This is a genomic window from Brevibacterium daeguense, from assembly GCF_021729135.1.
GTDB lineage: Bacteria > Actinomycetota > Actinomycetes > Actinomycetales > Brevibacteriaceae > Brevibacterium > Brevibacterium daeguense.
This window is the reverse complement of record NZ_JAJTWW010000021.1, coordinates 12,180-33,285: the sequence shown is the minus strand read 5'-3', so window position 1 is coordinate 33,285 and position 21,106 is coordinate 12,180. Positions and strand designations below refer to the sequence as shown.

At 70.1% G+C, this 21,106-nt stretch carries 19 protein-coding genes; 10 read left to right on the top strand and 9 right to left on the bottom strand.

What is annotated here, in order from left to right; genetic code table 11:
* Positions 1-68 precede the first annotated feature (68 nt).
* Positions 69-488, top strand: coding sequence for a cupin domain-containing protein (locus tag LXN01_RS14395; protein WP_236866193.1), 420 nt, complete (start codon positions 69-71; stop codon positions 486-488).
* A gap of 18 nt (positions 489-506) precedes the next feature.
* Here the strand turns inward: LXN01_RS14395 and LXN01_RS14390 are convergent, their stop codons facing one another.
* The 3 genes from LXN01_RS14390 to idi form a co-directional block, all read right to left on the bottom strand.
* Complete coding sequence (locus LXN01_RS14390; RefSeq protein ID WP_236866191.1) at positions 507-1,838, bottom strand: MFS transporter; 1,332 nt, start codon at positions 1,836-1,838, stop codon at positions 507-509.
* A 71-nt stretch (positions 1,839-1,909) separates the two neighbouring features.
* On the bottom strand, positions 1,910-2,797 hold the full coding sequence (locus LXN01_RS14385) for an enoyl-CoA hydratase/isomerase family protein (protein ID WP_236866189.1): 888 nt from the start codon (positions 2,795-2,797) through the stop codon (positions 1,910-1,912).
* Between the two features lie 101 nt (positions 2,798-2,898).
* Positions 2,899-3,441, bottom strand: coding sequence for an isopentenyl-diphosphate Delta-isomerase (gene idi, locus LXN01_RS14380; RefSeq protein WP_236866188.1), 543 nt, complete (start codon positions 3,439-3,441; stop codon positions 2,899-2,901).
* A gap of 241 nt (positions 3,442-3,682) precedes the next feature.
* On the opposite strand from idi, the gene LXN01_RS14375 reads away from it, so the two are divergent.
* Positions 3,683-5,395 (top strand): HNH endonuclease signature motif containing protein, encoded by a 1,713-nt coding sequence (locus LXN01_RS14375; RefSeq protein WP_236866186.1) that lies wholly within the window; start codon positions 3,683-3,685, stop codon positions 5,393-5,395.
* A 188-nt stretch (positions 5,396-5,583) separates the two neighbouring features.
* A complete protein-coding gene (locus LXN01_RS14370; protein WP_236866184.1) occupies positions 5,584-6,456 on the top strand; it encodes a PhzF family phenazine biosynthesis protein in 873 nt (290 codons plus the stop codon).
* A gap of 98 nt (positions 6,457-6,554) precedes the next feature.
* On the opposite strand, the gene LXN01_RS14365 is transcribed toward LXN01_RS14370, so the two are convergent.
* From LXN01_RS14365 to LXN01_RS14345, 5 genes are all read right to left on the bottom strand, one after another.
* The gene (locus LXN01_RS14365) at positions 6,555-7,871 is read right to left on the bottom strand and encodes an MFS transporter (protein ID WP_236866182.1); all 1,317 of its coding nucleotides are present in this window, start codon (positions 7,869-7,871) and stop codon (positions 6,555-6,557) included.
* Positions 7,872-7,965: 94 nt separating this feature from the next.
* Positions 7,966-9,324 carry an amidase gene (locus LXN01_RS14360; RefSeq protein WP_236866180.1) on the bottom strand — a complete coding sequence of 453 codons (1,359 nt, stop codon included), beginning with the start codon at positions 9,322-9,324 and terminating at the stop codon, positions 7,966-7,968.
* Between the two features lie 63 nt (positions 9,325-9,387).
* Complete coding sequence (locus LXN01_RS14355) at positions 9,388-10,320, bottom strand: DUF4097 family beta strand repeat-containing protein (RefSeq protein ID WP_236866179.1); 933 nt, start codon at positions 10,318-10,320, stop codon at positions 9,388-9,390.
* 58 nt (positions 10,321-10,378) lie between these two features.
* On the bottom strand, positions 10,379-11,023 hold the full coding sequence (locus LXN01_RS14350; RefSeq protein ID WP_236866177.1) for a response regulator transcription factor: 645 nt from the start codon (positions 11,021-11,023) through the stop codon (positions 10,379-10,381).
* Positions 11,011-12,570, bottom strand: coding sequence for a sensor histidine kinase (locus LXN01_RS14345; RefSeq protein ID WP_236866175.1), 1,560 nt, complete (start codon positions 12,568-12,570; stop codon positions 11,011-11,013). The genes LXN01_RS14350 and LXN01_RS14345 overlap by 13 nt, the downstream gene beginning before the upstream one ends.
* 111 nt (positions 12,571-12,681) lie before the next feature.
* Here LXN01_RS14345 and glyA point away from each other — a divergent pair, with 111 nt between their 5' ends.
* The 4 genes from glyA to LXN01_RS14325 all read left to right on the top strand — a co-directional run bounded on the left by glyA (position 12,682) and on the right by LXN01_RS14325 (position 16,845).
* Complete coding sequence (gene glyA / locus LXN01_RS14340; RefSeq protein WP_236866172.1) at positions 12,682-14,016, top strand: serine hydroxymethyltransferase; 1,335 nt, start codon at positions 12,682-12,684, stop codon at positions 14,014-14,016.
* A gap of 25 nt (positions 14,017-14,041) precedes the next feature.
* The gene (locus tag LXN01_RS14335) at positions 14,042-14,632 is read left to right on the top strand and encodes a hypothetical protein (RefSeq protein WP_236866171.1); all 591 of its coding nucleotides are present in this window, start codon (positions 14,042-14,044) and stop codon (positions 14,630-14,632) included.
* Between the two features lie 172 nt (positions 14,633-14,804).
* On the top strand, positions 14,805-16,262 hold the full coding sequence (locus tag LXN01_RS14330) for an MFS transporter (RefSeq protein WP_236866169.1): 1,458 nt from the start codon (positions 14,805-14,807) through the stop codon (positions 16,260-16,262).
* Entirely contained in the window at positions 16,255-16,845 is a 591-nt protein-coding gene (locus LXN01_RS14325) for a nuclear transport factor 2 family protein (protein ID WP_236866167.1), read from the top strand. Before LXN01_RS14330 ends, LXN01_RS14325 begins: the two co-directional genes overlap by 8 nt.
* A 10-nt stretch (positions 16,846-16,855) precedes the next feature.
* Here LXN01_RS14325 and LXN01_RS14320 read toward each other — a convergent pair whose 3' ends face one another.
* Positions 16,856-17,512: a TetR-type transcription factor C-terminal domain-containing protein gene (locus LXN01_RS14320; protein WP_236866165.1), complete on the bottom strand. Its 657-nt coding sequence runs from the start codon at positions 17,510-17,512 to the stop codon at positions 16,856-16,858.
* Positions 17,513-17,556: 44 nt separating this feature from the next.
* Here LXN01_RS14320 and LXN01_RS14315 point away from each other — a divergent pair, with 44 nt between their 5' ends.
* Genes LXN01_RS14315 through LXN01_RS14305 form a run of 3 tightly spaced genes read left to right on the top strand, consistent with a single transcriptional unit; the run spans position 17,557 to position 20,969 of the window.
* On the top strand, positions 17,557-18,429 hold the full coding sequence (locus LXN01_RS14315; protein ID WP_236866163.1) for a hypothetical protein: 873 nt from the start codon (positions 17,557-17,559) through the stop codon (positions 18,427-18,429).
* Positions 18,430-18,432: 3 nt separating this feature from the next.
* Positions 18,433-19,287 (top strand): alpha/beta fold hydrolase, encoded by an 855-nt coding sequence (locus tag LXN01_RS14310; RefSeq protein WP_236866161.1) that lies wholly within the window; start codon positions 18,433-18,435, stop codon positions 19,285-19,287.
* Complete coding sequence (locus LXN01_RS14305) at positions 19,284-20,969, top strand: AMP-binding protein (RefSeq protein ID WP_236866159.1); 1,686 nt, start codon at positions 19,284-19,286, stop codon at positions 20,967-20,969. The genes LXN01_RS14310 and LXN01_RS14305 overlap by 4 nt, the downstream gene beginning before the upstream one ends.
* The last annotated feature ends 137 nt before the right edge of the window (positions 20,970-21,106 follow it).

Below are 21,106 nucleotides of genomic sequence, written 5' to 3'. Positions count from 1 at the left end.
TGGCAGACAGCTCCGCAGACACGGACGCTTCGCAGAGACACACCGCTTCGCAGACCATGAGGAGAACGATGGCTGATCTCACTGACCACGGACCGAACCCCTACGTCATCAACATCGAAGAGGCGACACTCGCCAACGAGAACTTCCGCTCCACCCTCTGGACGGGCCAGCACATCCAGATGACCGTGATGTCGATCCCGGTCGGCGGCGACATCGGGCTCGAGGTCCACCCGGAGACCGACCAGTTCCTGCGCCTGGAGCAGGGCCGCGGCCGCGTGCAGATGGGGCCGTCGAAGGACGAGCTCACCTTCGACGAGGAGGTCTCCGACGACTGGGTGATCCTCGTGCCCGCCGGCAGCTGGCACAACGTCACGAACATCGGCGACGAGCCGATGAAGGTGTACGCGATCTACGGCCCGCCCGAGCACGTGCACGGCACCGTGCACAAGACGCAGGAGGACGAGGAGAAGGACCCGAACGAGGACTGAGGCTCCGCCGGCGCGCGCTCAGCCCCGAGACACCTCGGGCAGGCGCGCGCCGGCGAACACGCCCGCCAGGCCCATCGCGGCCAGGAACACCAGGGCCCAGACCACGCCGAGGATCGCCAGCAGCGAGCTGATGCCGCCGACGATGAGCAGGATCAGGCCCATCGCCGAGTTCGACACCGCCACGTAGGTCGTCCGCTGATCACCCTCGGCCATGTCGACGACGTAGGTCTTCCGGCCTACGCGGACGCCGGTGTGCATGAGGGTCAGCAGGAAGTAGCCGGCGATGAACAGCAGGGCACCCCCCGCGCTGTCAGCGGTGAACCCTGGCAGGGAGACGATCAGCACCAGGGCGAGGATGATGCCCGAGGCGACTCCCGCCCCGACCGTCATCAGCTGCTTGCTCGACCGGTCGGCGAGCCGGCCGAAGAGGCGCCCGCCCAGCAGCGCGGCGAGACCCGAGGCGATGATGAAGCCGCCGAGGCCCGCCAGACTGTCCGTCCCGGAGCTGATCGACAGGGCCACCACGAAGGGTGGGCTGAGCGCCGACACCAGGAGGAAGCTGCGAACGGTGACGAAGTGGCGGAAGGCGCGGTCGTCGCGCAACAGCCCGAAGGTCTCCGCGAACCAGCGCTTCGCCTCCTCGCCGGCGCCGCGCGCAGGCTCACGCTCCTCCTCGCCGGCGGGTTCGCAGATGCCGGTGTAGACGACGGCCACCGCCACCCAGAGGGCGGCTCCGGCGGCCAGCAGCCAGGCGAGCTGCCCCGCCTGCAGGTCCTCGCCGCCGAACAGCCGGATGCCCAGTCCCAACGTGATGGCCACCAGGCCCGAGGCGGCGGTGGCCAGTCCGTTGATCTGGCCACGCTGCCCCTTCGGCACGGTGCGGCCCTGCACGTCCTTGGACGAGATCGAGCACAGGCACCGTCCCAGCGAGAACACCACCAGCGCGCCCACGATGACGAGCCCGGCCGCCAGCCCCTGACCGAGCGCGGCCGTGGCCGCCATCAGTGCCACCGACAGCGCCTGGACCACGGCCCCGGCGATGAAGACTCGCTTCCGGTACCGGACGCGCAGGATCATCGGGGTCAGGAGCGCCTGCGGCAGCATCGATCCGGACTCGCGAATCGGGACGAGCACGCCGGTCAGCGCAGCGGGCACTCCGAGTGCGTGGAACAGCCACGGCAGCACCGTGGAGGCGTTGACGGTCTGATCACCCGAGGACTGCAGGGCGTTGGCAAGGACCAGGCGAAGTCCGTTGCGCGGGACGTTGCGCCGCACCTCGTCCGGCAACGCCTGCTCCGCCTGCGGATCCCGCTTCATCAGCAGGGAATAGATTCTCTCGGTCGCGCTCACGTCTGCCAGGCTAGCCGGGCGTCGGTCCGCTCACCAGGAAGCGCTCCCTTACCGCCGGCGGCTTCGACCTCCTACCGACGGCGGTAGACCGGAGCCCGCTTCTCCAGGAAGGATGCGGTCGCCTCGGCGCGGTCCTCGGTGAGAGCCGTGTAGATCTGCTGCCGATTCTCGAATTCGACTGCGGCCTCGAAGGATGGGATCTCGAGCGACTTCCACAGCCCCTCCTTCGTGAATTCCACCGAGATCGGCGCGTTGAGCATGATCTGCCGGGCTGTCTCCAGCGCACGGTCCATGAGCTCGTCCGGCTCGACGACGGCGGCGAGGAGTCCGAAGCTCGCCGCCTCCGCCGGAGTGAAGCGCCGGCCGGTGAGCATGAGCTCCTGCGCGCGGGCAGCGCCGATGATCCGCGGCAGCAGCCAGGACAGGCCCATGTCACACGCGGAGAATCCTGCCCGAATGTAGCCGACGGCGAAGTTTGCGTCCGGCACCGCGTAGCGGACGTCGGAGGCGCACAGGATCGACAGACCCACGCCCGCTGTCGCTCCGTTGACCGCTGCGATCACCGGCACGCGCAGTCCCCGGATCCGCGCGACGAGGTCGGCGATCTCCTTCTGACGGCCCATCGCCCGCGGGAGCAGTCCCTGCTCGTCGATGAGATCCTCGTCGCCGTAGCCGGTGAGGTTGAGACCGGCGCAGAACGCACGCCCCTGGCCGGTGAGGACGAGCACGCGGGTGTCGAGGTCCGCGTCGACCTCGGCGAGGGCCGCCTTCAGCTGCGCGACGAAGTCGATGTCGGCGGTGTTCATCCGCTCGGGGCGGCAGAAGGTGATCCGGGTGACCCCGGGCTCCGGTCGGTCGGCCCGGATCGACGCCTCTGTCGAGGCCGTCTGCGCGGGCGCAATGCCCTCGGCGGTCGAAAAGCCGGTGGGTGCGGTGTCGCGGGCTGCCGGTGTCGTCATCGAATCTCCTGTGGCTGCATCATTGAAGTCCATGACGACAGACTAGCGGGACTCGCCGACGAGCCGGGCAGCAGGGCCGGCGAGCGCCCGCCTGCTCCTGGTCAGCCCCGCCTGCCCCTGGTCAGCCCAACTAATTGCTCCCATTCCTCGATGAGCCAGGGGCTGAAGACGAAGGGGGCAGCCTGCAGGGCGGAGGTGAGGTTCTCCGGGGTGATCCAGCCGAACTCGGCGACCTCGTCGGCCCGCGGTCGGACATCACCCACGAGCCTGGCGGTGAAGACCGGGCAGATCTCGTTCTCGACGACGCCCGAGGCGTCGACGGCGCGGTATCTGAAGTCCGGCAGCGTCTCAGCGATGTCCGCGACCTGGCAGCCGAGTTCGTCTTCGGCGCGGCGGGCGATCGCCTCGGCGAACGGCTCGTCCGGACCGGGGTGTCCGCAGAAGGCGTTGGTCCACACGCCCGGCCACGTGAGCTTGGTGAGCGCGCGCCGGGTCAGCAGGGTCTCTCCGGCGTCGTTGTACAGGAAGCACGAGAAGGCCAGGTGCAGCGGGGTGTCCGAGCCGTGCACGGTCGCCTTGGGGTGGGTGCCGATCGGCGAACCGGATTCGTCGAGCAGGACGACGAGCTCTTCAGAGCTGGACATGGGCGAACCTCCAGTCGCAGGGTCCAATCACTCTAACGGAGCGGGCGTCAGCTGAGTGAGGTCTGGGCGGTCGCCGGGCGGGACGAGCCAGGCGTCGTGTCGCCCATGCGCAGAGCAGCAGTGCACCCGCTCGCCGACGTCCATCAGTTTCGAACAGGGCATGTCCGTGCGTGTTTATATCGTGGTTTCATCGCTTTTGCCGACGGATCACCGGCAGTGCTCGAAGGGGAGGAGATGCGCGATGCGCCACACCGACGTAGGGACAGGATCGGAGCCGATCGGCTCTGCGGAGCCGGACTTTGTGGAGCCAGCGGACAGAGACGAGCTGGTGCGAGCGGCACGGGAGGCGGCCGCGAGGGTGGCGCAGTGTCAGGCCGAATTCCTGGCTGTGCTGGACCGGATCGAGAGGACCGGGGCATGGGAGGGCTGGATCGGCATCCGCTCTCTGCCCCACTGGGTCGCCCAGGTGTGCGAGATGAACCTGCACACCGCCCGGGAGTACCTGCGCGTGATGCGAGGTCTGCGCCGGCTGCCTCAGGTGGCGGCGCTGTTCGCCGCCGGGCGGGTGTCCTACTCGAAGGTGCGCGAGATCACCCGGCTGGCAGGCCGGATCGACCAGGAGGAAGCGGCCCGCATGTGCCAGTACGCGCAGGCCTCCCAGCTGTCGCGGATGGTGTCGGTCTACCGGCGGATCGCCCCGGTAGAAGGCGAGGAGTCGCCCCGGGAGCTGCCCGACGACGTCTTCCGCGTCCACCCCTTGGAAGGTGGCGGTCGGGCGCGGATCACCATCGAACTGCCCGAGGCCGAAGCCGCGGAGCTGTTGGTGCTGGTCGATGCGGCCGTCGATGAGCAGATCCGCTCCGAGCAGCGCCCGGACACCGACCCCGCCACCCTGCCTGCTTCCGCCGCACCGGGTGGCGGTGCTGGTTCTGAGGAGCACGTGTCCCGTGTGGATCGGCTGCTGCACCTGCTGCGCCTCGGTTCCCGCAACCCGTCCGCGACAGGCGCAGCGAGGCGGCGAGCCGAGGTGTACGTCCACATTTCAACCGACGCGGTCGCCGCCGCTGAGACTCCCGGCGCAGCCCGAGCAGCCGCTTCGGAAGCATCGACCGCACCGGAAGCCGACGGCGGCACGACAACGACCTCGCGTTCAGAGGCCACCCCTGAACGCGATCCCGCCCTGCCTGCCGGCCCCAGCAAGCCCGCCGGGCCAGCACGTCGCCGTGTCGACGGTGTTGCGAGGATCGAGGGGTACGGGCCGATCACCGGCGCGACGGCTGCCCGGCTGATGTGCGAGTCCCCGCTGGTCGGCGCCCTGATCGACGCTTCGGCCGACGTCCTCGCCCTAGGCCGGTCCCGCAGGCTGGCCTCTCCCAAGCAGCGACGAGCGCTGGCAATCCGGGACGTCGGTTGCCAGTTCCCCGGCTGCAGTCGCACCCGCCGTCTGGAGGCCCACCACATCCGACCCTGGTCGCGGGGCGGACCTACCGACCTCGACGCGATGCTGCTGCTGTGCCGCTCACACCACATCGCCGTCCACGAGCACCACCTCCTCATCACCCGCGCGACGACTCCCTTCACGGGCGCGCTGCAGGCGACCAGCGGCTTCGACTTCGCCACCGAGGACGGGACGCGCCTGGTGCCGCCGGAGGACCCCGACAAGGAGATGCGGGTCTTCGACACCGCCACGATCCGGAAACGCGACGCCGCCGATTCCGATCATATGTTCAGCCCGGCGGCACAAGAGGTGACGACGAGCCCGCCTGCACCCGCAGACATCCTGGGGACAGTCCCCGCAGCCACGCTGCCGAGTCCGGACCGCATCAGCACCATCGGGGGCGGCGAAGGCTTCGATCTCGGAGAATGCGTGCGGTGGATCTTCGACGCCGCACGCTTCCTCGGACAACGAACCGGACCCGAGGACGACGACGGCTCGCGCGGTCGCGCGGCCTGACCCGCACGCATCCGCAAAACGTCCCCGCGGGGACGCGAGATCCCCAGATCCTCTGCAACGAGACCCAGAACATCCTGTCGCAGGCTGGCATGAACGCTGAAATACAGTCTGGCATGCACGCAGGCAGCGAGTTTGAAATGGACGCTGGAAGCGAGTTTGCAATCCAGTCTGGGAATAGAGTTGAGGTCATGGCAGCCTTTCGATTCTCCCAGGTCGACGTCTTCGCCTCGCGCCCCTTGGGTGGCAACCCCGTTGCCGTGGTGCACGGGGCGGATGACCTCGACGACTCGACCATGGCGGCGTTCGCCCGCTGGACGAACCTGTCGGAGACGACCTTCCTGCTGCGGCCCACCACGCCGGAGGCGGACTACCGGCTGCGCATCTTCACCCCGGGCGGCGAGCTGCCGTTCGCCGGACACCCCACGCTGGGCTCCGCGCACGCCTGGCTCGAGAACGGGGGCCGGCCCCGGCGAGCAGGCGCGGTCGTCCAGGAGTGCGCGGCGGGCCTGGTCACCCTGCGCCTCGCCGACACCGGAATCGCGTTCGCAGCACCGCCGCTGATCCGCTTCGGCAAGGTCGACGAGGAGGACCTGCGGCTGGCGGTCACCGCGCTGCAGATCTCCCCGGCCGATCTGGTCGCGAGCAGCTGGGTGGACAACGGCCCGGGCTGGATGGGCCTCCAGCTCACCGACGCTCGGCTGGTGCGCGAGCTGCGGCCCGACTTCTCCCGCTTCGAGGGCCTCCGGATCGGCGTGATCGGGGCCTACCCGGAGGCGACCGGCGGGTCCCACACCCCTGGCACCCCGGTCGACCGGCCGGCCGACTTCGAGGTGCGGGCGTTCGTCCCCGGGATCGGAGTGCCGGAGGACCCGGTGACCGGCAGCCTCAACGCAGGCCTGGCCCAATGGCTGATCGGCACCGGTGCGGCCCCGGAGAAGTACACCGTCTCGCAGGGAACTCAGCTGGGCCGGGCCGGGATCGTCGGCATCGAGAAGGCCGGCGCCGATATCTGGGTCAGCGGTGCGACCAGCACCGTGATCAGCGGCTCCCTGGAGATCTGAACTCCCGCCCGCGCCTCTCCGCGCATCAGGCGCGCCTCCCCGTGCCTCACCCGCGCATCAGGCGCGTTTCCCGTGCCTCACCCGTGCTTCCCCGTGCTTCACGCGATGCGTTCGCGCACCCGTCGGCGGCGCCGGCCCGCGCCGATCCAGCCGGCGGCGAACACCGCTCCCACCCCGGCTGCGAGCGTGATGACCAGGGCATAGCGCAGCCCGACGAGTCCGGCCGCATAGCCGAGCAGCGGTGAGGACACGAGCATGCCGATCCGCAGCACCCAGCTCGTCAGCGTGATCGCCGTGCCGTGGCGGAACCCTGGCAGAGCGCCAGCGGCGGCATAGGCGCTGGGGATGAAGGTCGCAGACCCGAACCCGGACAGGAAGAAGGCGATCACCACCGCCCAGGGCTCCGCGACGAGCATCGCCAGCAGCATTCCGCACACGACGAGCACACCGCCTGCCCGCACGACCGCGGGACGGCCGATGCGGTCGGTCGTCGCATCGGCGAGCAGGCGGGCGATGAGCTGGCCGCCGAGGGCCACGACATACGCAGCTCCCGCGGTATGCACCGGGACTCCCGCGACCTGGTTCAGGTAGACGGACGACCAGTTCATCCCGAGATCTTCGATGAGCGCCCCCAGCAGGCCGAGGGCGATGATCGCGATCAGGAGCGCCCAGGGCTTGGCGGAGTTCCCGTCCGCTGTCGCCCCGCCGGCCGCCGCACCGCCGGCCGCCGCACCGCCGGCTGCCGCGTCGGCCCGCTCCCCGGCCGGAGCGGCTCCCGGTCCCATCGAGCCGACAAGATTGTAGGCAGGAGCTCTCTTCGACAGGACCGTCAGGGACCAGGCCCAGCCCGCGATGAGCACGGCCAGGCTGCCGGAGACCACGAGGTGGGTCGACAGCGGGATGAGCAGTGCCCCGGCACCCAGTCCGAGTGCGCCGCCGGTCACCGATCCCACGCTCCAGGCGGCATGCAGGGAGTTGAAGATCGACTTCCCGCGCAGCCGCTCGACCGCGAGCCCGTGCACGTTCTGGGACGCGTCGACGACCGCGTCCATGAACCCGCCCAGCAGCAGCAGGAGGGCCAGCAGCCACGGCGCCGAGGCGAACCCTGCCGTGGCGAAGATCAGCGCCAGGATGACGGTTCCCGCCCCGGCCACCTCCGCGGCGCCGAAGCGCCGGATCAGCGGGGCGGGCAGCCACGCCGCGCTGATGGAGCCCAGCGGGAAGGCCGCGACGATGAGTCCGAAGGCCACCGTCGTCAGCTCGAGGTGACTCTTGACCTCCGGCAGGCGAGCCAGCAGACCCGCGGCGATGAAGCCGTTGAGGAAGAAGAAGAGGGAGATGCCGAGGCGGGCACGGGAACTGCTCGTCCGCGCCCGGTCGTCCTCCCTGGCACCTGCAGCTGGGTCCGAGGCCATATGCACCCAGTCTAGGCACGCGTTCCCTGGGCACGCACTCCGAATCCCGCCCCCGCGGGGATCGGCTCGGGGCGTGAGGTCGGGTGCAGGGGAATCAGCCGGGGTCGGCGGCAAGGCGTGCGACGAGACCGACAAGGTCGGCGTCCGCCCCCGGGCCCATGACGAACTGGACGCTGGCGGGGAACCGGGAGGGCGCCTCGGCGGGCTCCGCGTCGAGGAACCGGACCGGCACCGACAGCGCCGGCCAGCCGAGCAGGTTGAACAGCTGCGTGTACAGGCGCAGCTGGTCCCGCGTGCGCGCGGTCGTCTCCTCCCATTCGACGGGGTCCGTGCCCAGGGTCGGCACGACCAGCGCATCGACCGGTGAGAGCTGCTCCGCGGCGCGCCGGCGCAGCTCGGCGAGCTCGGTGAGCGCGTCGGAATAGTCCTCGTGCGAGATCGAGGCATCGTTGTCGAGGTTGCGCATGACCTGCGGCTGGAAATCGCGATGCCCGGCCTGCAGGGCGGGCTCATGCACCTGGTAGGTCTCGTAGCCGCGGATCATCGCGAAGACGTGTGCCGACCGGCCGAAGTAGAACGGCTCCTCGTCGACGGCCACCAGCTCGGTCCCCGGCAGGCTCTGCAGGGTCGGCCGGACGAAGGTGTCGAACCAGGGACCGCCGTTGTCGGCCAGCTCCGACGTCAGAACGCCGAGGCGGACCGCACCCTGGCCGCGGTCGGACGCCGGAGCCCAGCCGACGTGCGCCGCGAGTTCGTTCCACAGGGTCAGCATGTCGGTCGGCGTGCGGGTGAAGAAGCCCACCGTGTCCAGGCTGGGCGACAGGGGCGAGACGCCCTCGGTGGGCACCAGTCCGAAAGTGGGCTTGAGCCCCGTGATCCCGGCACACGCCGCCGGCACCCGCACCGAGCCTGCGGTGTCCGTGCCGATCGCGACGGGGACGATCCCCGTCGCGACCGCGATCGCCGAGCCGTAGCTCGAGCCGCCGGTGAGGAGACCCGGACGCACGGGGTTCACGCCCTTCCCGTGGGTGCTCTCCTCGCCCATGATCCCGTAGGAGTGCTCGTGGCAGGTGGTCTTCGCCACCGGGACCATGCCCAGCTCCTCGAACTTCTCCACAACCCGCGCCGAGGAGGCGGCCGGCGCCTCGGGAGCGACCCGAGAGCCCATGGTCGTCGTGACTCCCGCGAGGTCGATGACGTCCTTGATGGCGAACGGCACGCCGTCGAGCGCTGACAGCGGCCTCCCACGATCCCTCCGGACACCGGCGGCGGTCGCGGCCGCCCGCGCGGTGTCGTCGAGGGTCGTCGACTCGGCGGTCGGACGGAGGCCCTGGTCGACGATGGCGTTGTACTCCCGCCCGACGGTGGCGCAGGCGGTCAGCGCGGTGTCCACGGCAGCGGCCGCGGTCTGCGCACCGGTGCCGAGGTGGGAGGCGAGATCACGGAGAGTCATGCTCCACTTCTACCCCAGGCCGACCGGCCGGACCAGCGGACGGGCCTCCTCACCGGTGATGCCTCACAGGTACTGGATGTCGACGAATCCCGAATCGGAGCGCACGGTGATCGGCACGAACGGTTCCTCGGTGCCGCTGGGCACCTCGTCGATGCCGACGTCGGAGGCACCGCTGCTCGTGCTCGCGTCGACTCGGTAGCCCGTTGCCTCGGTGTCCTCGACGGAGTCGATCCGCGGCACCCGCAGGTCGACAGCGCCGGAGTTCACCGACACCTCGATGCCGGCCGTCGGCACGGTCTTCTGCCCCAGCCGGAGGTCGAGCGCTCCTGTCGAGGTGCTGGCGGTGAGTTTCTCGGAGACGTTGAGCTCCGTGGAGCTGATCGCGCCCACCTTCGTCTCCAGGGCGACCGTCGCCGCGCTGCCGGTGACGTCGATGGCACCGCTGGTGGCCCTCAGCTGCAGCGCCTGTGCCGTGACGTCGGCCTCGATCATCCCCGTGGTCGTCGACGCGACCAGCCGGCGGTACTCGCCGCTGATGACGGTGTGAGAGAACTTCGAGGTGCTCGTGACGTCCATCTCGCGCGCCTGCGCCTCGGGGATCTCGATGTTGAGCCGGAGCTCGTCGCGGTCGAGGAAGGGCCTGCTGTCCAGCCCGGTGACCCCGACCCGGGTGATGCCGCCGGACGTGTCGAGGCTGATCTGCGGAACGGTGCTGCTGGTGCCGCGGAATTCGAGGGTGGCGCTGCCGGTGGGCGAGGGCGTCGTGCTGATCTGCACGCGAGCGCGCTCCGCGTCGACTTCGAGCTTCGACATGTCCGCCGGCAGGGCGCTCGTCTCCGTGCTCTCCTTCGTGTTGACACGCTGGAAGAAGTTCGAGGTCCCGGCGCTCAGCGGCAGGAGCAGCGCGAGGCAGGCGACGATCGCGATGATGACGCGGATGGTGAGTCGGGTGCCGGGGCTCATCCCCGACGGATTCGACGAGTTGCTGGGTGACATCGGTCTGTCCTTTCCGGACGAAGTCTTCGGTGGTGCTCGGGTGCTCGGGTGCTCGGGCTCAGGCGCCGAGGAAGCGGAGCACTGCGAGCACCCGGCGGTTCTCGGAGGTGTCGTGGGTGAGGCCGAATTTCGTGAAGATCGAGCTGATGTGCTTCTCCACGGCCCCTGCGCTCAGATACAGGCCGCCGGCGATCGCGGCGTTGGACTTGCCCTCCGCCATCAGCTGCAGCACCTCGCGCTCCCGCGGGGAGAGCGTGGCCAGCCCGTCCTGGCGGCGGGAGCGGACGAGGATCTGGGTGACCACCTCGGGGTCGAGCACGGTCCCGCCGGAGGCGACCTCGCCGATGGCCCTGACGAAGTCCTCGACATCGGCGACCCGGTCCTTGAGGAGATAGCCGAATCCGCCCGTGTTCTCCGCGATCAGCTCGCTGGCGTAGCGCTCCTCCACGTACTGCGAGAGGACCAGCACCCCCACTTCAGGGTTCTGCTTGCGCATGAGGACCGCGGCGCGGATCCCCTCGTCGGTGAAGGTCGGGGGCATCCGGACATCGACGACGGCGAGATCCGGGGCGTCCGTGTTGACCGCCGCCAGCAGCGCATTCGCATCGGAGACTGCCGACGTGACCTCATGGCCGAACTCGGTGACGAGGCGGACGAGGCCTTCGCGCAGGAGGACCGAGTCCTCGGCGATCAGGATGCGCACGGCACCTCCACCACGAGGGTCGTCGGGCCGCCGGGCGGGCTGGTGAGGGTCCAGGTGCCGCGGGCGGCGGTCACGCGGTCGACCAGCCCGGACAGTCCGGTGTGGGAGCCGTCGCGGCAGACCTGGGCTCCGCCTGTGCCGTTGTCGGAGACGCTGACCTGCATGGTGTGCCCGGTGCCGATGATGCTCACCCGCGCCCGGGTCGCGCCGGAGTGCTTGTGGATGTTGGTCAGCGCCTCGGCGACGACGAAGTACGCCACCGATTCGGCCTCCGTGCCCGGGCGCCGGGGCAGGTCGATGACGATGTCGACAGGAACCACCGAGCGGGCCGCGAGGGCCGAGATCGCGGGGTCGAGGCCGCGATCGGTGAGCACTGCCGGGTGGATGCCGCGGGCCAGCTGCCGCAGCTCGGTGATCGCGGCCTTGCTCTCCCCGTGGGCCTCATTGAGCAGCTGCTGGGCACCCTCGGGATCGCTGTCGAGCTTGGCCTTGGCCATGCCGAGCTTCATCGACAGCGCGACGAGCATGGGCTGGACGCCGTCGTGCAGATCGCGTTCGATCCGGAGGCGCTCGGCGGTCGCGGCGTCGACGGCGCCGACCCGGGCCCGGTCGAGGGTGTCGACCTCGGCGCGCAGGGCAGTCGTCCTCGTCGCCGGCAGCAGGCCCCGGTCCAGCGCTCGGTCGAGGTAGGGAGCGAACCACAGAATCGCCAGTCCGACGAGCATGAACACGACGCCGAGCGATCCGTTGAGCAGTCTCACGCCGCCGCCGTCGAGCGGGCCGAACAGCTGGAAGTCCGCCCCGACCGGGTTGATCGCCCCGGCCAGCAGGGAGGACCCGGCGGCGAAGCCGATGAGCGCCAGCCCGCAGGCGAAGGCGCCGTAGAGGGCCTTGACGTAGTGGTGGGCGGTCGACCGCCAGAAGGCGCTCGACTTGAGGATCAGCCATTGGTTGTCGAAGAAGCCGGCCACCCCGTCCTTGGCGGACCGATCCGGGAGGGGCATCGGGATGGCGTCGGCGTAGACCGCCTCGGCCCGGAGCCGCTCGACGTAGTTGATCCCGCGCTGCAGGAACAGCCAGAGGAAGAGGCAGATGAGGCCCGAGCCCAGCGCGAAGAGGCCGCCGATGCCCACGAAGAACAGGGCGAGCGGAATCCAGATCCAGAGCACGGCGACGAGCGAGGAGACGATGAGATTGGCAGTGCCCAGCAGGCCGGGCGGTGCGGGATTCCACTCCCGGTGGGCGGCCGCCTCGGGTTCGGCCGGGCGGAACTCCCCGTCGGCGATCCCGTGATTGCGCGGCTCTTCGAGGACGGCGGTGGCCGGGGCGGCGGGCGAGGCGAACGTGGCCGGCGAGTCGAACGTGGCCGACACGTAGGGGTCGGAGGGCGCGTAGGGGTCGGAGGGCACGCTGGGGCCGGGTGACGCGTTGGGGTCGGAGGGCTCGTCGGCAGCGGAGCCGCCGGGCAGCACCGAGGTCGGATAGGCGGCGGTGGGCGGGACGGCGGGCGGGCGCTGGGGCCGTTCCGGGACAGCGGAATCATTCATAGTCACACCGTATTTTTCCGGGGTGCTCCCCCACTATGCAGGCGCCCGCCCACCTCCGGTCGGGTTTTCCCCACCATTGTCTCCCGCCTGTCCATCCCGCAGGATAGGACCATGCGCCTGGCCCCACGCCCCTGGATCCCCGCTGTCTCCCGCGACCGCATCTCCGCCGTCACGGCCGAGGTGTTCGGCCCCGACTCCGACCCCGTATCCGTGTCGTCGGCGATCGAGGACCTCGCGAACGCGAACGATGCCTACTACAGCGCACGAGCGCTCAACCTCAACCCCGCCTCCAACGTCATGAATCCCCGCGCCGAGGCGCTGCTGTCGGCAGGCATGGGACCGCGGACCTCGCTCGGCTATCCGGGCGCGAAGATCGAGACCGGACTGCATCACCTCGAGAGCATCGAGGTCATCACGGCGGAGCTTGCCGGAAGGGTGTTCGACGCCGACTTCGCAGAGGTCCGGGTCCCGTCAGGGGCGATGGCGAACCTGTACGCCTTCATGGCCACCTGCGGCCCCGGCGACACGATCATCGCCTCGCCGGCCACGATCGGCGGGCACGTCACGCATCATCGCGAGGGCGCGGCCGGGCTCTACGGGCTGACCACGGTGGATGCGCCCGTCGATCCGAACCGGTATTCGGTCGACCTGGACGCGCTGGCCGAGCTGGCCCGTGAGGTGCGTCCCCGGCTCATCACGCTGGGCGGCTCGCTCAACCTGTTCGCCCATCCGGTGGCGCAGGTCAGGCAGATCGCCGACGAGGTCGGAGCGACAGTGCTGTTCGACGCCGCCCATGTGTCCGGGATGATCGCCGGCCGGGTATGGCCCAACCCGCTCGCAGACGGTGCGCACCTGATGACGATGAGCACCTACAAGAGCCTGGGCGGACCGGTGCACGGCCTCGTGCTCACGAACGAGGCGGCGCTGGCCGAGCGCATCGAGGAGATCGCCTTCCCGGGCATGACCGCGAACTTCGACGTCGGAGCGGTCGCGGCCCTGGGCGTGACGCTCGCCGACTGGGAGGCCTGCGGCGCCGACTACGCGCGCACCATGCGGCAGACCTCGATGCTGCTGGCCGAGGAGCTCGCCGCGCGCGGGATCGAGCCGTACCGATGCGCCGACGGGTTCACCGACTCCCACCAGTTCGCGCTCCTGGCCGCCCCCTTCGGCGGCGGCTCGGTGATGGCCGACCGGCTCGAGCGGGCGAACCTGCTCGCGTACGGGATCGGCCTGCCCGCGGACCCGGTCCCCGGCGACACCAACGGGCTGCGCATCGGCACCCCGGAGGTCGTCCGCCGCGGACTGACCACCGCCGACATGCCGCAGCTCGCCGACTTCATCGCCCGTGCCCTGCAGCCGGAGGCTCGCCAGGACAAGATCGCCCTGGCACGCGAGGTGGCGGCCTGGCGGTCGAGGTTCACCGGCGTCCACTACACGGCCGGGTGACGCTCTCGCTTTGTAGGGTGATGCCATGACCGAGCAGCCGCCGACGACCCCGCAGACGACTCCGCCGACATCGGTGCGATCGCCCACGCGCACCCGCACGCTGTGGTGGATCGCCGCGATCGGCGGTCTGGTGCTGTCGGGCACCTACCACTTCGCAGAGCTGTTCGTGCCCGCCTCGATCGACGGCATCAGGCTGTCCGAGCCTTCGATCATCATTATCTTCGTCGACGTGTGCCTGGGAGTGCTCGCGCTGGCGCTGCTGCCGGCGGCGCTCACCCATGATCCGATGGAGGCCCAGGAGGCCTACGTCGGTCCACCATCGGCGCTGGTGGCAGGTCTGGTGGTGCTGTCCGTCTGGCTGGTCTCCGTGATGGCGGCGCCGGCTGGGGCGATCGCGCTGATCTCGATCTCCTCGCGGCTGTCGGCCGGCTGGACGATCCCGGCAGTGCTGTCCTCGCTGCTGTCGATCATCGTGTACGAGCTCACGCTCTCCACCGAGGTCCCCGGGATCAAGTGGTCGACCGTGCTGATCGCGATGGCGGTCACGTTGGCGCTGGTCGGGGTCGGGAGCCTGCGCGGGGCGCGGACGCGGAGGCAGGCCCGCCGGGAGCGCTGAGCCAGTGTGCGACTTTCTGGGGAAGAGTAGGACTTTCTGAGGTCGCACATCCCCGAAACAGTCCTACCCTGACTCGTTCCCCGTGCCGAAACTGCCTATTGCATTCAGAGCGCTGCACTGCCACACTTTTACGGAAGAACGTTCGTTCTTGTGACTCAAGGGAGAGTGAAACATGAGCACCGCACCTGACAGCGGCACCCGCACGGGAGCCCCGGAGACCGTCGAGGTCACCGAGAAGAAGATGGGGAAGCTCGCCTCGGCGTCCATCCTCGCCACCGCACTCGAGTGGTTCGACTTCCTCATCTACTCGACGGCATCGGCACTCGTCTTCGGCACCGTCTTCTTCCCCACCCTCGGCGGCTCGGGCGGCACCATCGCCTCGTTCGGCACCCTGGCCGTCGGCTTCCTCGCCCGTCCGCTCGGCGGCATCATCGCCGGCTCGCTCGGCGACAAGTACGGTCGCAAGGGCCCGCTCGTGGCCTCGATGATCGTCATGGGCCTGGCGACCTTCTCGATCGGCCTGCTGCCCGGCTACGACACCATCGGCATCTGGGCTCCGATCCTGCTCATCGTCGCGCGCCTGGTCCAGGGCCTCGGCGTCGGCGCCCAGTGGGGCGGCGCCACCCTGCTGCTCACCGAGCACTCGCCCGTCAAGCGCCGTGGGTTCTACGGCTCGCTCGTGCAGCTCGGCACCGTGGCCGGCATCGTCATCGGCAACGCCTTCTTCCTGGCGATCCTGCTGTTCGTGGACGATCAGGCCTTCGCCGCCTGGGGCTGGCGCGTGCCGTTCCTGTCGGGACTGCTCCTCGTGGCCGTGGGCATCTACGTGCAGCTCAAGATCGAGGAGACCCCGGTCTTCAAGACGATGCAGGCCAAGGCCGCCGCGAAGACCGCGGACGTCGAGATCCCCAAGGTCCCGCTGGCCCTGGCCGTCCGCAAGTACTGGAAGCAGATCCTCCAGGCGGCCGGCGCGTTCTTCGTCGTCAACGGCACCTTCTACATCATGATCTCCGGCATGCTGTCCTACGGCACCGCCAACCTCGGTCTGTCGCAGACCACGATGATCGTGGTCGTCGTGATCGCCGTGCTGACCCAGATGGTCACCATTCCGTTCTTCGGGGCGCTCTCCGACCGGCACGGCCGCCGCAAGATCTTCCTCGTCGGCGCCGCTCTCATGGGCGTCTACGCGTTCCCGTTCTTCTGGCTCGTCGACACCGGCAATCCCGTCGTCGTCGGTCTGGCGATCATCATCGGCCTGACCCTCCACGCCACGATGTTCGGGCCCCAGGCCGCGATGTTCGCGGAGATGTTCCCCGCCGACGTCCGCTACTCCGGCGCCTCCCTGGGCTTCCAGCTCGCCAGCGTGTTCGCCGGCGGCCTGGCGCCCATGGTCATGGTGTGGCTGATCGCGACAACGGGGACCTCGCTGAGCGTGTCGGTCTACATCCTCGCGATGGCGATCATCACCTTCGTGGCCGTGTTCACCATCAGGGAGCGGTTCCAGGCCGACCTCCACGAGACGTCCGACGAGGTCGCCAAGCGGGAGGCCGCCGAGGCGGTCGCCGGCACGGCAGTCACCGGCAGGGCAGCCACCGGAACCACAGCGCAGGAGGCCGCGACCAATGCCTGACATCGAGATCGACATCGCCGAGCTCGCCGCGCGCCTGCGCCGTGTCGAGGACGTCCAGGAGATCACCCAGCTGCGGGCCCGCTACTGCCAGGCCCTCGATGACGGGCACTGGGAGGCGCTGGCCGACACCTTCACCCCCGACGGCGCGTTCGTCGGCCTGTCCACGGCACGCGGGCGGGCGGAGATGCTCGACTTCTTCCCCACGCTCAACGCGACCACCGTGACCTCGTGGTGGCACTTCAGCTCGAACGAGACCGTCGAGATCGACGGTGACACCGCGCATGGCGTGACCTGGCTCCTGCAGCCGTGCGTGGTCGAGGGCGAGTCCCAGCTCGCGGCCGGCCGCTACACCGACACCATGGTGCGGACGGCTGAGGGCTGGAGGTTCCAGGAGCGGCGCGTGTCCTTCTTCTTCTGGTCGTCCCTGGAGGAGGGCTGGGATGCCGCCCGCTTCTCGTGGCCGCCCTCGGTCGAGGCCGCCGACTCGCGCACGCTCGAGCGCCGGGACGGGGCCGACAGCCAGGACAGCGGGACCAGCCGGGACGCTGCCGCCGAACGGGAGAGCAGTGGCTCGCTGCAGTGACCCCGCAGGCTCAGCGCGCGCCGGCCGACGGCTGCCCCGGCACGGCGCGGCGCTGCGCCCGCACCAGTCCGAGCACCAGGTCGGCCTGCAGGTCGGCGAGCTCGCTGCGCGAGAGCCGGCCGTCGGGCCGGTACCAGGTCGACATCGAGTTGCACAGGGTCACCGTCCCGCGGGTCGCCACCCCGATGTCCGCGACGGAGAACGCTCCCGATGCGGCACCCGCTTCGATCGCCCGCCGGAACGTCGCCTCGGTCCGATCGCGCTGCGCGACCACCTCGGCACGGTTCGCGCCCTGCAGATAGCGGAACTCGGTGATGCCGACCGTCGAGGCCTGCGGCTGGTCGACGATGAAGTCGACATAGGAGCGGACGGCGGCCTCGAGCTGATCGGCGGGGTCGTCCCCCGCCTCGGCCACCGCCGCCTCGAGCTGATCGGCGAGCGCACGCGCGGTGTTCTCCAGCACGAACTCCAGCAGCTCGTCCTTGGACTCGAAGTAGTTGTAGAGGTTCGACAGCGAGGTGCTGGCCGCGGCGGCGATCTGCCGCATCGAAGCACCGTGGAAGCCGCGGGTCGAGAACATCTCCAGGACCGCCGAGATCACGGTCTCCCGATCGATGAATTTCGGCGCCGCCCGCTTTCGGACCTTCCGCTCGGCTTCCTCGCTCATAGACGCCCAGTTTCGCACAACCCCGTATCCGGGAAGGAATTCTCATGACTCACGCCTCCGGCTCCGCAGTCGGCAGCATCACCGCCGGCTCGCGCCTGTTCACCGGGCGCTTCCGGCAGTGGGGCGCCACCGCGCTGGCCGCAGCCGACGCCCTCGCCGCCGAAGTGGCCGCCGCCCTGCCGGCGAGCGCCACCCTCCTCACCGCCGACGCCGAGGTGCGCGCACCGGCCGCATTCCCCGGCCCGGCCGGCCCTGAATCGGCCGCGCCTGCCGTGACCCCCGAGCTGGCCGCCGACGCGATGGTGACAGCCCTCGCAGCCGGCCGCACGGGCATCGACGGTGCTTCCACCACCGCCGAGGTGACCGCCTGCCTGCGCGACGAGCGCGACGAGATCGCCCTCGAAGTCCGACTGGCGCTCCTGACCGCGCTGCCGGAGCCCTCCGGCCTGCTGTGCCCCGGGTCCAAGGCCTGGACCGCCGAGCTCGGCTCGCGACTGACCGACGACGCCGAGTTCGCCCGCCTCATCGAGACCTACGACGGCACGATCGGCCTGCGGATCGGCGGCCGCGACGTGCACCTGCGGTGCTACCGCGGGTCGGTGATCGAGGCCTCCGCCCGGTCGATCCTCGGAGCCGACTTCCTCGTGTCGATTCCCGGGGCTGAGTTCATCGAGCTCATGCAGGCCGATCACAATGCCTTCATGGAGTCTGCGATGATGCGGCGCGTGAGCTCCTCGGGCTCCGGCTACGAATACCTGCGCATGACGTCCGCCCTGATCCGGATCGTCGACATCGCCCGCGCGATCGCCGTCGACTCCGGCTGGGCGGACGCCTGCGCCGACCACGTCGACGCGTCCACTGTCGTCGGAGCCACTGTCATGCCCGCCGGCCCCGCCCCCGTCTTCGAGGAGGTCTGAGAGATGTCTCCCACACCCACCACTCCGGCGCACACCCTGCGCGCCCACTACCTGGACCTCGGCGGGGCACTCGCCTTCGCCGAGGACTGGGGAGACGTGGATGCGCAGCCGATCCTGGCGATCCACACGGCCGGCCAGAGCGGCGTCCAGTACCGCCGCGTCGCCGGGGACCTCGCCGCACTCGGCTACCGGGTCATCGTGCCCGACATGCCCGGCCACGGTCACTCTGAGCCGAGCCCCGGCGGGCCGGTGACCGACCTGGGCGACTACGCGGAGTTCAACCTCGCCGTCCTCGACCGCCTCGGCATCCAGCACCCGATCGTCATCGGCTGCTCGATCGGCGGCAAGATCACCCTCGACATCGCGATCCGCGCGGGCTCCGGGATCCGGGCCGCGATCGCGATGGCCGCCAACGCCGACCGCGGCTTCGTCAACGTCCGTGCGATGCAGCGGGAGCTCAACGACATCTCCACCCCGGCGCGCTCGGACCGCACCTACTGGGGAACTCGCGCCGTCGTCGGCTCTGCCGTGAACGAGGACCGGCGGGAGCTCATCGCCCGGATGCACTGCCGGGAGGACCCGCAGATCTCCAGCTCGGACCTCATCGCATGGGGCAATCACGACATCTTCGATCGGCTCCACCGCATCACCGCGCCGACCCGCCTGGTCGCCGGCACCGGTGACCTGTGGATCGACCCGGCCTCTGTGCGCCGGGCAGCCGAGCAGATCCCCGGCGCGGAGTTCTCGCTGCTGGAGGGCATCGGGCACTATCCGATGGAGGAGATGACCGACTTCGCACCTGTGGTCCACGACTGGATCCAGGCGGCGCTGAACCGAACGGAGGCCGCGCCAGCATGAGCACCTCAACCACCCTGTACGGGCACCTGCACGCCTGGGCCGCCCAGTCCCCGGACCGCCGGCTCATCGTCGAGCCGGTCGGCGACGAGCACCGCACCGTCACCGCAGCCCAGCTGCTCGACACCGCCACCGGCTTCGCCGCGCTGCTGCGCGAGCAGGGTGTGGGCGAGGGCGACTGCGTGGCCGTCTGGCTGCCGAGCTGGTCGGACTCCTACGCGTGGCAGTTCGCCGCCTCCGCGGTGGGGGCACACGTCATCGGCGTCAACACCCGGTACAACATCACCGAGGTCGGCCACGTCCTGCACAAGGCCCGGCCGAAGGCGCTCGTGATGGCCCACGCGTTCCAGCGCATCGACTTCCTGACCACGCTGCACGGCGCGATCACGGAAGCGCGGAGCCGCGCCGGCGATGGCTTCACCCCGCCATTCGTCATCGCCACCGCGGCGCCGGGCGCCGAACAGGACTACGACGCCGCCGACTACGACCAGGGAGCCGGGAGCTGCCGGTCTACGGACGTGCCGGCGGGCGCCTCGGCGGTGGACTTCCGCCTCCAGGGCGACCCGAGGACGCTGTCGGTGGCCTTCACCACCTCGGGCTCGACCGGTCTGCCCAAGCTGGCCGCCCACGACGAGTTCGCCGTCGTGCACCACTCCGAGCAGGTCGCCGCACGGATCGGATTCGGCCCTGCGGACCTGATGGTCGAGCCGCTGCCCTACTCCGGGGTGTTCGGATATGTGGCCGGCATGGCAGCGCTGTTCGGCGGAGCGGCCGTCCTGCTGCAGGCGGTCTTCAACGAGACCCGACTGCTGCACGCCTGGCACGAGTTCGGCGGCACCCACTTCGTCGGCGCCGACGACATGCTCTCCCGCCTCCGGGCGGCGTGGGAGGCCGAGCAGCTCGACCTGGACTCATGGCGCTGGACAGGCATCGCCGACTTCCAGGGCATGTCCAAGGAGATCGCGGCCTGGTCGGCGCGCGAGTTCGGCACCGCGACCGGGGGCGTCTACGGCTCCTCGGAGATCTTCGCGCTGACCTCGTTCTGGACCCAGGAGCGACCGGAGGAGCTGCGCTGGTCCGGCGGCGGCACGCTGACCTCGCCGGAGTACACCTTCCGGATCGTCGATCCCGCCACCGAAGCCGAGGTGCCCGCCGGCGAGCGCGGTGAGATCCAGTTCCGCGGTCCCAACGTCGTCAGCGCGTACCTGGGCGACGCGGGCGAGGGCGCCAAGGCCTTCACCGCCGACGGCTGGTTCCGCTCCGGCGACCTCGGCGAGGCGATCGATGACCGATCGTACCTGTACGTGTGCCGGATCGGCGACGTGCTGCGGCTCAAGGGCTTCCTCGTCGACCCCGCCGAGATCGAGATGCATCTGGCCGGGCACCCGGACGTCGAGATCGCCAAGGTGGTCGGCCGGACCGCAGGCAGCGGGGAGCCCGAGGCGGTCGCCTTCGTGTCGCTGGCCGACACCGGCACCGCGACGCCGGACGACCTGCGCGAGTACTGCAGGGCGAGCCTGGCCCGGTACAAAGTCCCGGCGGAAGTGCGCATCATCGAGGACATGCCGACGGTCGCCGGCACCAACGGCGCCAAGATCCGGGCAGTGACGCTGCGCGAGTGGGCCGCCCGTCCCGCGGCTGAGGCACCGGGGACCGGGACCGCGGGGGTTTCCGCCCCACGCTGAGCCCGGCGGGTTCCGGGGTATGGACCGGGACTGCGCAGCGATTGTTTCACGCGGTAGCATAATGACGGATTATTGATACCCGTACGGGGTGAACGCCCCGGGGTGAGAGCCAGCCCTGCTGGGTGACTAGGAGAAGT